Raw genomic sequence first — 12,956 nt, 5'->3', positions numbered from 1 at the left:
ATCAGAGATTGCGCATTGCCATCTGGATTCGTCTTTAAAATGATGCTGTGAAATTGCTTAAAACACGCAACCGGCGAGGGACGCGTGGAAATTCAGTCAATAACCTGATTGGTGCAGGTCAGCCTCTGGGCATCCGCAGGGTGAAGACGGTTGTCTGTTCGTCCGATTGCGCTGTCAGCAGGCCGCCATGGCCCTTGGCGATCTGCTGGGCGATGAACAGACCCAGCCCCAGACCGTTCTGAGAGGCCCGCATCTCGGCGCGGGTGAACGGCTCAAACAGACGGCCCATGGTTTCTGCCGGGATCGGCGCGCCTGAGTTGGTGACGGACAGAACGAAGTCGCCGCCGTCGTCGCGGGCGGTCACCGTGACCGGTTTGCCCGGCGTGCCATGCGTCACCGCATTCGACAGCAGGTTCGACACCAGCTGGGCCATGCGCTCCGGGTCGCAGCCGAGCGGATCCTGGAAGCTGTACTCCTCGTGCAGTTCCGTGCCCGGATTGGCCAGCCGGATCTCCTCCACCGTCTGGCTCAGCACCGGCCGCAGGTCTGTCTTTTCGGCGTGGTCGATCTCGACGCCATTGCCCAGGCGGGCGCGGGCAAAATCGAGAATGTCGTTGATCAGCGACGACATGCGGGTGACGGACTGGCGGCCCAGGGCCAGGATCTCCAGCGCCTTGGCGGATTGCGGTTCATTCTCCAAGAGCCGCAGCGCCGCGCCGACCGCTGACAGCGGATTGCGCAGGTCATGGCCCAGCACCGCAATGAACTGCTCGCGGAAACGGGCCTCCTGCTCGCGGGTGGCCAAATGGGCTTCGTTTTCCTTGGCGCGGGTGACATCCCGGGCGCTGCAGAAGAACCGGTCCCCCTCCGGCACCGCGTTCCAGGACAGCCAGCGGTAGGAGCCGTCTTTGTGCCGGTAGCGGTTTTCGAACTGCAGCACCGGATGGCCGTGCTTGACGCGCTCGAACGCTGCCTCTGTCCGGGAGATGTCGTCCGGGTGGACAAAGTGGAAGAACTGGCGGCTTTCAATTTCCTCGGGCAGCAGGCCCAGCGTGATGAACCAGGCGGGGTTGGTGTCGGTAAAGACACCGGAAGCGTCAACGACGCCGAGAAGGTCGGGGGTGACCCTCCAGGTCAAGGTGCTCCGGTCCAGGTGCGTCGGCATGACGGTACATCCATTTTGCGAGGTGCGGTTTACCGTGCGCACGCAAACCCCTGCGTTGCAAGAGCTAAGGTGCCTGCCTGGCAGCTAAAATGCTGCTCCTGCACCGTCCTTTGCGGGCCCGGGCAAATCAGGCGGAACTTTGGGGCGGGGGCGCGGCGTTGAGCCGGTGACGATGACCCATTGGCCAGGACCGGAACAGGAGCACGCAATGACCGCCGCAGACCCCGCCCGCACCAACGCCTCCCGCAATAGCGCAAAGCTGTACCGGATGGATATGCCGGGCCATTTGTGCCCCTACGGGCTCAAGTCCAAGGCGTTGCTGCGCTGGAAAGGGCATGAAGTTGAGGACCACCGGCTGGCCACCCGCGAGGAGGTTGAGCGCTTTCAGGAGCAGGCGGGAGTCGAGACCACGCCGCAGACCTATATCGGCGGCGAGCGGATTGGCGGCTATGAGGACCTGCGCGCCCATTTCGGCATCCCGGTCCGCGCCGACGGGGAGACCACCTATGTGCCGGTGATTGCGCTGTTTGCCATGGCGCTGGGAATTGCGCTGGCGGCGCAGTGGGCCGCGTTCGGGGCGCTGGCGGGCGGGCGGACGCTGCAATGGTTTGTCGCCGTTTCCATGTGCCTGCTGGCGCTGCAGAAGCTGCGCGATGTGGAAAGCTTTTCCAGCATGTTCCTGAACTATGACCTGCTGGCCCGCCGGTTTGTTCCTTACGCCTATGTCTATCCCTTTGCCGAAGGGGTGGCGGGCCTTCTGATGCTGGCGGGCGTGCTGATCTGGCTGGCGGCGCCGCTGGCGCTGGTGATCGGAACGGTTGGCGCGGTGTCGGTGGTCAAGGCGGTCTATATTGACAAGCGGGAGCTGAAATGCGCCTGCATGGGCGGCAGCAGCGCGGTACCGCTGGGCTTTGTCTCGCTCACCGAGAACCTGATGATGGCGGGTATGGGCGCCTGGATGCTGTTGAGCTGAAGGTGCCTAGGCCGCGATCCCGTGCGGGCCGTGGCGGATGATGGCCCATTGACCGTAGGTGTCGTCCAGATCCAGCTTGATCGCCGCGGTGGATTTGCTGGAGGCGCTGCCGATTTCGGCCAGGGTGAACTCGATGCCGCCGGGGATGTCGATGCGGACCCGGTGCGGGCCGCCGCCATGCGGGGCCTGGATCGGGCGGCCCGAAGCGCTGAGCAGCCCCTCGATCTCCACCGTGGCGGTGCGGTTTTCGATGTCGGCCTCATAGTCGATCCGCTTGATGAGCGTCTCATGCACGGTGTCGCACATGGCGCGGAACACCCACCAGTGGGTGGCTTCCTCCTCCGTTTCACCGCCCAGCAGCACGGTTTCCAGCGCCGCGCGCTGGGCATCTGTGGCGCGGTCGTCGATGATCGCCTGCAAGGCGCCCTTGCCTTCGAAGATCGGACCGGGCCAGGCGTAGAGCAGGGCAGCGCGGGTGCCTGCGAGGTCGGTTTCCTCGAAATGGCCCTTACCGACATGGATCACCTCAAATCCGGTGCAATGCCCGTGGGTGGGCAGATCCTCGAACTGGCAGGGGCAGCCGTAGTTGCAGTTGCAGTTCCCGAAGCTGCGCCCTTCGATGTACCAATCTGCATGTGCCATGGCTGTGTCCTCCGGAGCAGCTGATAAGATGTGCGCGGAGTGTATCACAAAACGGGCATCATTTCAGGCCGGGAACCGGCCTGGCGCAGGGCGGCGACACAGCCGCGCGCCTTCCGCCGCCGCCCTCTTGCTTTCAGCCGCTCTTGTGGTAGCAGGACACAAGCAGAATTCGAGGGGCCGTGATGGACGATCTTAAAGCCAAATACCTGGGTCAGATTGCAGAGGCCGCCGACGAGGCGGCGCTGGAGGCGATCCGTCTTGCCGCCGTCGGCAAGAAGGGCGAAGTGGCGCTGAAGATGCGCGAGCTGGGCAAGATGACCCCGGAGGAGCGCCAGGCGGCCGGCCCGGCGCTGAACGCGCTGAAGGATGAGATCAACTCGGCGCTGGCGGCCAAGAAGGCGGGTCTGGAAGATGCCGCCCTGGATGAGCGCCTGCGCACCGAATGGCTGGATGTGACCCTGCCGTCGCGCCCCTCCCGCCAGGGCAGCCTGCATCCGATCAGCCAGGTGCAGGAAGAGATCACCGCGATCTTCGCCGAACTTGGCTTCTCCGTCGCCGAAGGGCCGCGGATCGATACCGACTGGTACAATTTCGATGCGCTGAACATCCCCGGCCACCATCCCGCACGCGCCGAAATGGACACCTTCTATATGCACCGCGCCGAGGGCGACAACCGCCCGCCGCATGTGCTGCGCACCCATACCAGCCCCGTGCAGATCCGCTCGATGGAGAAGATGGGCGCGCCGCTGCGCATCATCTGCCCGGGCGGCGTCTACCGCGCCGACTATGACCAGACCCACACGCCGATGTTCCACCAGGTCGAAGGCCTGGCGCTGGACAAGGACATTTCGATGGCGAACCTCAAGTGGGTGCTGGAGGAATTCGTCAAATCCTTCTTCGAGGTGGACGGCGTCGAGCTGCGCTTCCGCGCCTCCCACTTCCCCTTCACCGAGCCGTCGGCAGAGGTCGACATCCGCTGCTCCTGGGAGGGCGGCACGCTGAAGATCGGCGAGGGCGACGACTGGATGGAGATCCTCGGCTCCGGCATGGTGCACCCCAAGGTGATCGCGGCCGGCGGCATCGACCCGGAGATCTATCAGGGCTTTGCCTTCGGCATCGGCATCGACCGTCTGGCGATGCTGAAATACGGCATCCCCGACCTGCGCGCCTTCTTCGACAGCGACCTGCGCTGGCTGCGCCACTACGGCTTTCAGAGCCTGGACATGCCGGCGCTGCATGGCGGGTTGTCGCGGTGATCCGCCGGGAGTGATCCATGCTTTTTGACCAGGACCACAGAGGCGGCTCTGCCGCCAAACGGCGCAAATACGCGGTTTACGAGATCGTCTATACGATCATAGATTTTTCCGCGGCTTTGTGCTTCATCATTGGTTCGGTCTTCTTTTTCGATGAGAGCCTGAAAACGGCAGGCACCTGGCTGTTTCTGATTGGGTCCATCCTGTTTGCAGCTAAGCCGACCCTGCGCCTTGTGCGGGATCTGCGGCTGGCAGCCATGGGGGACGACGCGGATCTGGCCCAGAGGTTCAAGGACTAAACACATGAAATTCACGCTTTCCTGGCTGAAAGACCACCTCGACACCGACGCCTCGGTGGAGGAGATCACCGAAGCCCTGACCGATCTGGGCCTTGAGGTCGAAGGGGTCGTCAATCCGGCCGATGCGCTGAAGGACTTTACCCTCGGCTATGTGAAGCACGCCGAGAAGCATCCGGATGCCGACAAGCTGCGGGTCTGCAAGGTCGACACCGACGAGGGCGAGCTGCAGATCATCTGCGGCGCGCCGAATGCACGGGAAGGCATCACCGTGGTGGTCTGCAAGCCGGGGATGTATGTTCCGGGCCTGGATATCACCATCGGCGTCGGCAAGATCCGCGGCATCGAGAGCTTTGGCATGATGGCCTCCGAGCGCGAGCTGGAGCTGTCGGAGGAGCATGACGGCATCATCGAACTGCCCTCGGGCGCGGTCGGCGACAAGTTTGTGGACTGGCTGGCGGAGAACGATCCGGCCAAGGTCGATCCGGTGATCGAGATTGCGATCACCCCGAACCGTCCCGATGCGCTGGGCGTCTATGGCATTGCCCGCGACCTGGCGGCGCGCGGCCTCGGCACCCTGAAGACCCGCGCATTCGAGGCGATTCCGGGCGATTTCGACAGCCCGATCAAGGTCACCATCGACGAAGACACCCTCGACGGCTGCCCGCTGTTTGCGGGCCGGGTGATCAAGGGCGTGAAGAATGGCCCCAGCCCGCAGTGGCTGCAGGACCGGCTGACGGCGATCGGCCTGCGCCCGATCTCGGCGCTGGTGGATGTGACCAACTTCTTCACCTTCGACCAGAACCGCCCGCTGCATGTGTTCGATGCGGCCAAGGTGCAGGGCAACCTGCGGGTGCACCGCGCCCAGGGCGGCGAGACGCTGGTGGCGCTGGATGAGAAGAAATACACCCTCGGCGCGGGCCACATGGTGATCTCCGACGAAAACGGCGTGGAGAGCATCGGCGGCATCATGGGCGGCGCGGAAACCGGCTGCACCGAAGGCACCGTGGATGTGTTCCTGGAGAGCGCGTTCTGGGATCACGTGCAGATCGCGATGGCGGGCCGGGCGCTCAAGATCAACTCCGACGCGCGCTACCGGTTCGAGCGCGGCGTGGATCCGGAATACACCATCGAAGGCCTGCACCGGGCGACCCAGATGATCCTGGATATCTGCGGCGGCGAGCCGTCAGAGATGGTGATTGCGGGCGATGTGCCGGATCATTCCCGCGCCTATAAGCTGGACTCCGGCCGGGTGCAGTCACTGGTGGGGATGGAGATCCCGGAAAGCGACCAGCGCCAGACCCTGACCCGCCTCGGCTTCCGCCTGGAAGGCAACATGGCGCATGTGCCCAGCTGGCGCCCGGATGTGCAGGGCGAGGCCGACCTGGTGGAAGAGGTCGCGCGGATTGCCTCTCTGACCAAGCTGCAGGGCAAGCCGCTGCCGCGGCTGACCGATGGTATCCCGAAGCCGGTGATGACGCCGCAGCAGCGCCGCCAGCAGATGGCGCGCCGCACTTGCGCCAGCCTCGGCTATAACGAGATCGTCAGCTACAGCTTCATCGACAAAGCCTCGGCGGCGCTGTTCGGCGGCGGCGATGATGCCACCATGCTGGCCAACCCGATCTCCTCGGAAATGTCGCACATGCGCCCCGATCTGCTGGCAGGGCTGCTGCAGGCAGCGGCCCGCAATCAGGCACGCGGTTTCATGGACCTGGCGCTGTTTGAGGCTGGGCCTGCCTTTACCGGCGGCGAGCCGGGCGAGCAGGTCAACCAGATCGCGGGCCTGCTGGTCGGGCGCACCGGACCCAAAGACGTGCATGGTGCTTCGCGGGCGGTGGATCTCTATGACGCCAAGGCGGATGCCGAGGCGGTTCTGGCCGCCATCGGCGCGCCGGCCAAGGTGCAGGTCCTGCGCGACGGTGCTGCCTGGTGGCACCCGGGCCGCCATGGCCGTATCTGCCTGGGTCCGAAAAAGATTCTCGGCGTCTTTGGCGAGCTGCATCCGAAGGTGCTGAAGCAGATGGGGATCAAGGGCGCGGCCGTGGCCTTCACCATCTTCCCGGACGAGGTGCCGCTGCCGCGCAAATCCGGCGCCACCCGCCCGGCGCTGGCGATCAGCGATCTGCAGGCGGTGGAGCGCGATTTCGCCTTTGTGGTCGATGCGGATGTGGAGGCGCTGACCCTGGTCAATGCCGCCGCCGGTGCCGACAAGGCGCTGATCGAGGATGTGCGCGTGTTTGACGAATTCATCGGCGGCTCCCTGGGTGAGGGCAAGAAGTCACTGGCGATCACCGTGCGGCTGCAGCCCAGCGACCAGACGCTGAAGGAAAAGGATATCGAGGCGGTGAGCGAGAAGATCATCGCCAAGGTCACCAAGGCAACCGGCGGCACCCTGCGGGGGTGACACCGGGCCCAAGACTTTTTGAAAAGTCTTGGCAATAGTTCTCAGAAAACTTTTGGGCGGCGCACCTGACGGGCGCCGCCTTATTTTTTCACCTGCCGGCAAAGAACTCCGCGAGCAGGTCGAACACCAGCCGGATCCGGCGGCTGGTGTGCAGCTCGCGGTGGGTGGTCAGCCAGACCGGGAAGGTGAGCGGCTCCATCCCCGGCAGCAGCCGCTCTACCCCCGGCGTGACGGCGGCCACATCATCCATCATCGGGCACACGCCGAAGCCCTGTTTGACAAGCTCCCAGGACGCCAGGCCGCTGGTGGATCTGATGCGGAAGTTGTCCGCTGTGAGATGGATGCCCAGCGGCGCCATGAAGGCGATGGAGCGGTCGACGTCGGCAAAACCGACAAAGTCATGATCCGCCAGACCGGCCGGCGCTGAGGGCCGTCCGCGGCGCTCCAGATAGCTGGGGGCGGCATAGAAATGAGCAGTGGCCTCCTGCACCAGGCGGGCGATCAGCTCGGGCTGTTCGGGGCGGACGTGGCGGATGGCGATATCGGCCTCGCGCCGCATCAGGTCGCGGATGTCGTTGGCGGCCACCACGTCAATTGTCAGGCGCGGTGCCCGCTGGCGCAGCTGGTGCAGCACCGGCGGCAGCACATGCGCCGACATCACATCCGAGGCGGTGATCCGAACCGTGCCCTCGATGGATTGCGCCTGGCCGGTGGCGGCCAGGGTCAGGCTATTCGCGGCCTCGCCCATCTTGCGGCTGTGGGTCAGCAGCTCGTGCCCCGCCTCGGTCAGCGCCAGGGCACGGCCAGGGCGTTCGAACAGCAGCACGCCCAGCTCCGCCTCCAGCGCGGCGACCTGGCGCGACAGCGTTGGCTGGGTCAGGCCAAGCCGGCGGGCGGCTGCGGACAGCGACCCGGTCTCGGCGGTGGCGAGGAAGGCGCGGATGTGGTTCCAGTCAGGGTTTTCCATGCAAATATGTATAACGGACTTGCGGATTTCGGCAATTTATCTGTGGTTCCTGCATGGATAGGCTCAAGCTCAGCAAGGAGAGCCGCCATGACAGCCGACGCCCGCTTTTGGAACAGGATTGCCCCGAAATACGCCGAGGCCCCGATACGGGACCTGGATGCCTACCGCTACACGCTGGAGCGCACGCGCTCTTACTTGCAGGACAGCGACAGGGTGCTGGAGCTGGGCTGCGGCACCGGCTCCACCGCGATTGCGCTGGCGCCGACCGCGGGGGAAATTATCGCAACCGACTTGTCGGAAGAGATGCTGAAGGTGGGCCGGGAACGGGCCTGGAATGCGGCGGCTTCCAATGTGGATTTCCGCTGCTGCGATGTGCTGAGCGCGCCGGACGGGCCGTTTGATGCGGTGATGGCCTTCAACCTCCTGCATCTGGTGCCGGATTTCGAGGCTGCGCTGGATGCGATAGCCGCCAAGCTGCCCGCGGGCGGGCTGTTCATCTCCAAGACGCCCTGCCTGGGCGAGGCGCGGGGAACCTGGAAGTACTGGATGTATACCGTGGCCATCCCGCTGATGCGGCTGGCGGGCAAGGCGCCCAGCTATGTGGATTTCCTGGATATCCGCACGCTGGAGGCCGCGGTGCAGCGCGCAGGGTTCGAGATCATCGAGACCGGCAATTACCCGGCGGACACGCCCGGGCGCTACCTGGTGGCGCGGCGCCGCTGAGGCGTTGCCTTTTGCGCCGCCGCGCTAGGTTACGGGGTGGAGGCGACCCGGATGTTTGAGGACCGGATCACTGCCGGGCGTCAGCTGGCCGACAGACTGGCTGAGCTGGAGATGAAAGACCCCGTGGTGCTGGCGCTGCCGCGGGGCGGGGTTCCTGTGGCGCTGCCCATTGCGCAAAAGCTGAACGCTCCGCTGGACCTGATCCTGATCCGCAAGATCGGCATGCCCTCCAACCCGGAACTGGCCGCCGGTGCGGTGGCGGAGGGCAGCAAGCCGATTTTCAACGGTGCGCTGTTGCAGGCCATGGGCATGAAGCCGGAGGATTTTGCTTCTCAGGTTGCCGGGGCGCATGCGGAAAATGCCGCGCGCCGCGCCAGATATTTGCAAGGGCGCGATCCGGTGGAGCTGGAGGGCCGCACCGTCATCGTGGTGGATGACGGCATCGCCACCGGCGCGACCTTTATGGCGGCGCATTCCTGGCTCAAGGAACGCAAGCCGGCAGAGGTGATTCTGGCGGTGCCGGTGGCGCCGCCGGAAGCGGTGGACGAACTGCGCCCGCTGGTGGATACTGTGATCTGCCTGCTGAGCCCCAAGGAATTCTGGGCGGTCGGCGCGCATTACAGGGATTTTGCACAGACCAGCGATGATGAGGTCACGGCTGCCTTGGCCGCGGCCCCGCAGGCTGGCGCAGGAAAGGACAGGACGTGGCATTGAAGGTATATCTTTCGGGCGAGATTCACACCGACTGGCGGGAGCAGATTGTCGAGGGCGCACGGGGGCTGGAGGTGAGCTTCAGCGCGCCGGTTACCGATCATGATGCCAGCGACGACTGCGGCGTGGCCATCCTCGGGGCTGAGGAGAACAAGTACTGGCACGACCACAAGGGCGCGATGGTGAATGCAATCCGCACCCGCAAGGGGATCTCGGACGCCGATGTGGTCGTGGTGCGGTTTGGCGACAAGTACAAGCAGTGGAACGCGGCCTTTGACGCAGGCTTTGCTGCCGCGTTGGGCAAATCGGTGATTGTGCTGAGCCCGCCGGAGCATCAGCACGCGCTGAAAGAGGTCCATGCGGCCGCGCTGGCAGTGGCAGAGGAGCCGCGCCAGGTGGTTGAGATCCTGCGCTATGTGCTGACTGGCAAGCTGCCTGGATGACCTATCCGGTTCTGGAGACGGACCGGCTGATCCTGCGCCCGCATAGGGTGCAGGATTTTGCTGCCGTCGCGGCGCTCTGGGCAGAGCCGGAGGTGGTGCGGTTCATTTCCGGCCAGCCCTCGACCCTGCAGGAAAGCTGGACCCGGCTGCTGCGCTACATCGGCCATTGGCAGGCGCTGGGCTATGGCTATTGGGCGGTGACCCTGCGCGGCTGCGGCACGTTCATCGGTGAGGTTGGGTTTGCCGATTTCCGGCGCGCGATGGAGCCGCCGCTGGACGGCATCCCCGAAGCGGGCTGGGTGCTGGCGCCTGACATGCAAGGCCGGGGGCTGGCAACCGAAGCGGTGCGCCGTATGCATCAGTGGGCGGCGGAGGCCACGGATTGGGCGGAGACCGCCTGTATCCTTGACCCTTCTCACGCGGCATCCCAGCGGGTGGCGCGCAAGCTGGGATACGCGCCTGCAGGCGAAGCGGTGTACAAAGACGCTCCGGCGCTGGTTATGAAACGGCCGGTCGCGCGTGTCTGAGGCCGGGTTCTCCCGCCCCTGAAGGCGCTTCCGGGGAAGCGCCAGGCAGCGTTGGGGGTGGCGCCGCGCTTTGCGCGGCGCGGCGGTGCTTCGCCCGCACGGACGCCGCTGGTTTTTTACGGCGGTACTCCCTTTTTGCGCTCATTCAACGCTTCGTTAAGCGCGGCGGCCTAGGGTGCGGGAAAAGACACAAGACAGTTGACAGGGCAGCCGCTCGCTTAACCGGGCGATGCCGGGACATGCCATGACGAACCGCCGCAGACCACCCTCGCAAATCACCCCGCAGATCGAGGATGCGGGCCTGTTCAAGCGCGAGGTGCGCGACGTTCCGGTTGAGCTGGTGCCGGTGTTCAGCCGCAACAACCGCCGTGATCTGGTGGTGAAGGGGATTGTCCGGCCAGGGACGGAGATTGAAGTGGTGTTTGCCGGCCGCCGGTTGCGGGAAGCGGCAGCGCTGGTGGAGCGGATGAAGAAGCTGCGGGCGCAGGGGGTGCGCGCGGCGATGACCGGGCACGACGCGATGGTCCGGATCCAGCAGCTGCGGCTGCCGGTCCAGGTGCGGGGCACCTGGCGGCTGCGGTTTGAACCCGATACCTCCGGCTGGGAGGTCAAAAGCTATCAGCTGCTGGCCGCGCAATGGGCCTTTACCGATCTGGACGGGAGCACGGTTGTCTGCGGCTGGCCGCCCGAACAGCCGCAGGACAGGCGGCTCGAGCGGGCCCGTGCGGCGCGGGCGCGCCAGGCTGCCACCCTTGCCGCCACTGCCGCCCGGTCGCGCTGAGCCGGCCGCTGCCGCACTGCAAGACGCCCCGCCGCAGGGGGGGGGCGCCGGGCCCAACGGGCTGAGGCCCGCAGGGCCCGAAGACGGGCGGGAGGGCCTCAGCCTTCCTTCTTGACTTCCACCGTGTGCGGGTAGGGGATTGAGATGCCCTTGGCGTCAAACGCCTCTTTCACGCTCTGCATCAGGGCAAATTTCAGCTCCCAGTAATCATCTGCCTGGCACCAGAGCCGTGCGGTCAGATCGACGGAGCTTTCGCCCAGGTTGGTGACCCGGACCCAAGGGGCGGGATCCTGCAGCACCCGGGGGTCGGCGTTTGCCTGCTCCAGGATGATTGCCTTGGCCACCTCGGCGCTGTCGCCGTAGTCGATGCCGAACACGAGGTCGGCGCGGCGTGTGGGGTGATGCGAGAAGTTGGTGATGATCGCGCCCCAGGCCTTGCCGTTTGGCACGATGATCTGCACGTTATCCGGCGTCGCCAGCTCGGTCACGAAGAGGTTCAGATCCTTCACGGTGCCCGAGGTGCCGCCGATGTCGACAAACTGGCCGATCTTGTAGGGGCGGAACAGGATCAGCATCACCCCCGCGGCCAGATCGCTGAGCGTGCCCTGCAGCGCCAGACCGATCGCCAGGGTGGCGGCGCCCAGCATGGCGACCAGGCTGGTGGCTTCGATCCCGAAGATGTTGAGGACGGCAACCAGCACCACCAGGAGCAGCACCCAGCGTACTGTGCTGGCGGCAAAATTGCCCAGTGTCGGGTCGATCTGCGGCGTGCTGTTGATCCGCCGCCGGACCACGCTGCTGATCCAGCCGGTGGCAATCCAGCCGAGGATCAGCACCACCAGCGCCTTGGCGCCACTTACCAACAGGGGCCAATAGGCGCCTGCCTCTTGCATCATCTGTTCCATGTGCGCTGTCCCTCCGCGCTGTCATTCATTGCGCCGGACTGTCGTGGAAGAGCCGGGCTGTGGCAATAGGGCGCAGCGGGGAAAGTTCGGGCGGCGAAGGCTCAACTTTCACGGGAGAGGAAGGGACGCCGCAAGCAAGCAGCTTGTTCCTGCGGTGAAAAGGGAAAGCCCAGCAGAGAGCCGCGGGATGGGCCGCAGCTCTCTGCCGCCGTCAGAACAAGAACAGATCGGCGGTGATGTCCTCGGCGTCAAGGCCGGATAGCGTGATGGAGACGTTGGCGAAACTGACTTCGGCGCCGCCGTCTGTTTGCGAAATCGTGAGATCAGAGAAATCGGAGGCGCCGCGCTTGATCCGGATCAGGTCCTCGCTGGTGTCGAAATTGAGGATTGTGTCGGAGCCGTCTCCGCGCTTGAACACGAAGAGGTCAGCGCCGTCGCCTCCGTCCAGGGTGTCGTTGCCCCTGTTGCCGTACAGGACATCTTTGCCGCCACCGCCATACAGGTTGTCGTTGCCGTTGCCGCCCATCAGCCTGTCGGCGCCGGACCCGCCATCAATGGTATCCTTGCCGTTGCGGCCCTTGAGAACATCTCTGCCGCTGCCGCCGGAAATGGAATCGGCGCCCGCTCCGGCGGAGACAGTATCCGCCCCGCGTCCGGCATCGATAGTTTCGCTGCCGGCCAGCTTGTAGTACTGACCGGGCCGGATGTTATCGTCTTCGTCAGAACCGCTGATGGTCCAGTCTTCACCGTTCACGAAAGATACAAACTGGTCGAGATCGAACCGGCCCGTGGCCGTGGTGGCGGTGCGGCTGGTCAGGTCGAATAGGCCGTCCGCACTGACATCGACGCCGTCCAGCACCAGTTTATCGCTGAATTTAATCGACGGGGTCAGGGAAATCTCAGAATATTCAAATTCGGTGATGCTGCCGGTGATGAAATAGCTGCCTGAGCCGGGCACCCGCAGGTCGTTGCCGAAAAGGCTCACAGAATAGGGGTAGTTGTAGATCAGCAGGAAGGTGCCGGTGTCGTATTTGTTGTTCAGCTGCGCGCCGTTGAAGGTTGCAACAAGCCCGGCCATCTGAGCTTCCAGAGACCCGGTCACAGTCATTGTCGGCATGTACTCAACCCTTGATAAGTTTCACAGTCGTTAATAGTGCTGGTAAGGA

General features: G+C 64.8%; 14 protein-coding genes. 9 read left to right on the top strand and 5 right to left on the bottom strand.

All coding sequences use genetic code 11. The features are described from left to right. Positions 1-118: 118 nt before the first annotated feature. Positions 119-1,165 carry a PAS domain-containing sensor histidine kinase gene (locus DAEP_RS0111175; protein ID WP_036760616.1) on the bottom strand — a complete coding sequence of 349 codons (1,047 nt, stop codon included), beginning with the start codon at positions 1,163-1,165 and terminating at the stop codon, positions 119-121. 208 nt (positions 1,166-1,373) lie between these two features. Here DAEP_RS0111175 and DAEP_RS0111170 point away from each other — a divergent pair, with 208 nt between their 5' ends. After that, positions 1,374-2,138: a MauE/DoxX family redox-associated membrane protein gene (locus DAEP_RS0111170; protein WP_027244707.1), complete on the top strand. Its 765-nt coding sequence runs from the start codon at positions 1,374-1,376 to the stop codon at positions 2,136-2,138. Between the two features lie 6 nt (positions 2,139-2,144). Here DAEP_RS0111170 and DAEP_RS0111165 read toward each other — a convergent pair whose 3' ends face one another. Beyond that, a complete protein-coding gene (locus DAEP_RS0111165; protein ID WP_027244706.1) occupies positions 2,145-2,780 on the bottom strand; it encodes a DUF1326 domain-containing protein in 636 nt (211 codons plus the stop codon). 182 nt (positions 2,781-2,962) lie between these two features. On the opposite strand from DAEP_RS0111165, the gene pheS reads away from it, so the two are divergent. From pheS to pheT, 3 genes are read left to right on the top strand one after another with little or no spacing between them, the layout of a single operon-like run. Next, positions 2,963-4,036, top strand: a complete 1,074-nt coding sequence (gene pheS / locus DAEP_RS0111160) for a phenylalanine--tRNA ligase subunit alpha (protein WP_008555021.1) — start codon at positions 2,963-2,965, stop codon at positions 4,034-4,036. Positions 4,037-4,053: 17 nt separating this feature from the next. Next, on the top strand, positions 4,054-4,332 hold the full coding sequence (locus tag DAEP_RS0111155) for a YrhK family protein (protein WP_027244705.1): 279 nt from the start codon (positions 4,054-4,056) through the stop codon (positions 4,330-4,332). 4 nt (positions 4,333-4,336) lie between these two features. Then, positions 4,337-6,733 (top strand): phenylalanine--tRNA ligase subunit beta, encoded by a 2,397-nt coding sequence (gene pheT / locus DAEP_RS0111150; RefSeq protein ID WP_027244704.1) that lies wholly within the window; start codon positions 4,337-4,339, stop codon positions 6,731-6,733. Between the two features lie 88 nt (positions 6,734-6,821). Here pheT and DAEP_RS0111145 read toward each other — a convergent pair whose 3' ends face one another. Beyond that, positions 6,822-7,700: a LysR family transcriptional regulator gene (locus DAEP_RS0111145; RefSeq protein WP_027244703.1), complete on the bottom strand. Its 879-nt coding sequence runs from the start codon at positions 7,698-7,700 to the stop codon at positions 6,822-6,824. 87 nt (positions 7,701-7,787) lie between these two features. Between DAEP_RS0111145 and DAEP_RS0111140 the strand changes: the two genes are divergently transcribed. The 5 genes from DAEP_RS0111140 to DAEP_RS0111120 all read left to right on the top strand — a co-directional run bounded on the left by DAEP_RS0111140 (position 7,788) and on the right by DAEP_RS0111120 (position 10,885). Beyond that, positions 7,788-8,423: a class I SAM-dependent methyltransferase gene (locus DAEP_RS0111140; protein ID WP_027244702.1), complete on the top strand. Its 636-nt coding sequence runs from the start codon at positions 7,788-7,790 to the stop codon at positions 8,421-8,423. Between the two features lie 51 nt (positions 8,424-8,474). Further along, complete coding sequence (locus DAEP_RS0111135) at positions 8,475-9,137, top strand: phosphoribosyltransferase (RefSeq protein WP_027244701.1); 663 nt, start codon at positions 8,475-8,477, stop codon at positions 9,135-9,137. After that, a complete protein-coding gene (locus DAEP_RS0111130; protein ID WP_027244700.1) occupies positions 9,128-9,577 on the top strand; it encodes a YtoQ family protein in 450 nt (149 codons plus the stop codon). Before DAEP_RS0111135 ends, DAEP_RS0111130 begins: the two co-directional genes overlap by 10 nt. After that, on the top strand, positions 9,574-10,104 hold the full coding sequence (locus DAEP_RS0111125) for a GNAT family N-acetyltransferase (protein WP_027244699.1): 531 nt from the start codon (positions 9,574-9,576) through the stop codon (positions 10,102-10,104). The genes DAEP_RS0111130 and DAEP_RS0111125 overlap by 4 nt, the downstream gene beginning before the upstream one ends. Positions 10,105-10,348: 244 nt before the next feature. Continuing rightward, positions 10,349-10,885, top strand: coding sequence for a hypothetical protein (locus DAEP_RS0111120; protein WP_027244698.1), 537 nt, complete (start codon positions 10,349-10,351; stop codon positions 10,883-10,885). A gap of 98 nt (positions 10,886-10,983) precedes the next feature. Here the strand turns inward: DAEP_RS0111120 and DAEP_RS0111115 are convergent, their stop codons facing one another. Further along, entirely contained in the window at positions 10,984-11,790 is an 807-nt protein-coding gene (locus tag DAEP_RS0111115) for a mechanosensitive ion channel family protein (protein ID WP_027244697.1), read from the bottom strand. 211 nt (positions 11,791-12,001) lie between these two features. Beyond that, on the bottom strand, positions 12,002-12,907 hold the full coding sequence (locus DAEP_RS23950; protein WP_154665053.1) for a calcium-binding protein: 906 nt from the start codon (positions 12,905-12,907) through the stop codon (positions 12,002-12,004). Between the last annotated feature and the right edge of the window lie 49 nt (positions 12,908-12,956).

Origin of the sequence: Leisingera daeponensis DSM 23529 (assembly GCF_000473145.1) — a bacterium.
Taxonomy (GTDB): domain Bacteria; phylum Pseudomonadota; class Alphaproteobacteria; order Rhodobacterales; family Rhodobacteraceae; genus Leisingera; species Leisingera daeponensis.
Note: the sequence above shows the minus strand (reverse complement) of the source record. Positions and strands in the feature narration are given on the sequence as shown.

What these genes read in the sequence shown, in the direction of transcription:
- DAEP_RS0111175 (WP_036760616.1), bottom strand. Translation starts at nt 1,165, where the DNA reads ATGCCGACGCACCTGGACCGGAGCACCTTGACCTGGAGGGTCACCCCC.
- DAEP_RS0111170 (WP_027244707.1), top strand. Translation starts at nt 1,374, where the DNA reads ATGACCGCCGCAGACCCCGCCCGCACCAACGCCTCCCGCAATAGCGCA.
- DAEP_RS0111165 (WP_027244706.1), bottom strand. Translation starts at nt 2,780, where the DNA reads ATGGCACATGCAGATTGGTACATCGAAGGGCGCAGCTTCGGGAACTGC.
- pheS (WP_008555021.1), top strand. Translation starts at nt 2,963, where the DNA reads ATGGACGATCTTAAAGCCAAATACCTGGGTCAGATTGCAGAGGCCGCC.
- DAEP_RS0111155 (WP_027244705.1), top strand. Translation starts at nt 4,054, where the DNA reads ATGCTTTTTGACCAGGACCACAGAGGCGGCTCTGCCGCCAAACGGCGC.
- pheT (WP_027244704.1), top strand. Translation starts at nt 4,337, where the DNA reads ATGAAATTCACGCTTTCCTGGCTGAAAGACCACCTCGACACCGACGCC.
- DAEP_RS0111145 (WP_027244703.1), bottom strand. Translation starts at nt 7,700, where the DNA reads ATGGAAAACCCTGACTGGAACCACATCCGCGCCTTCCTCGCCACCGCC.
- DAEP_RS0111140 (WP_027244702.1), top strand. Translation starts at nt 7,788, where the DNA reads ATGACAGCCGACGCCCGCTTTTGGAACAGGATTGCCCCGAAATACGCC.
- DAEP_RS0111135 (WP_027244701.1), top strand. Translation starts at nt 8,475, where the DNA reads ATGTTTGAGGACCGGATCACTGCCGGGCGTCAGCTGGCCGACAGACTG.
- DAEP_RS0111125 (WP_027244699.1), top strand. Translation starts at nt 9,574, where the DNA reads ATGACCTATCCGGTTCTGGAGACGGACCGGCTGATCCTGCGCCCGCAT.
- DAEP_RS0111120 (WP_027244698.1), top strand. Translation starts at nt 10,349, where the DNA reads ATGACGAACCGCCGCAGACCACCCTCGCAAATCACCCCGCAGATCGAG.
- DAEP_RS0111115 (WP_027244697.1), bottom strand. Translation starts at nt 11,790, where the DNA reads ATGGAACAGATGATGCAAGAGGCAGGCGCCTATTGGCCCCTGTTGGTA.
- DAEP_RS23950 (WP_154665053.1), bottom strand. Translation starts at nt 12,907, where the DNA reads ATGCCGACAATGACTGTGACCGGGTCTCTGGAAGCTCAGATGGCCGGG.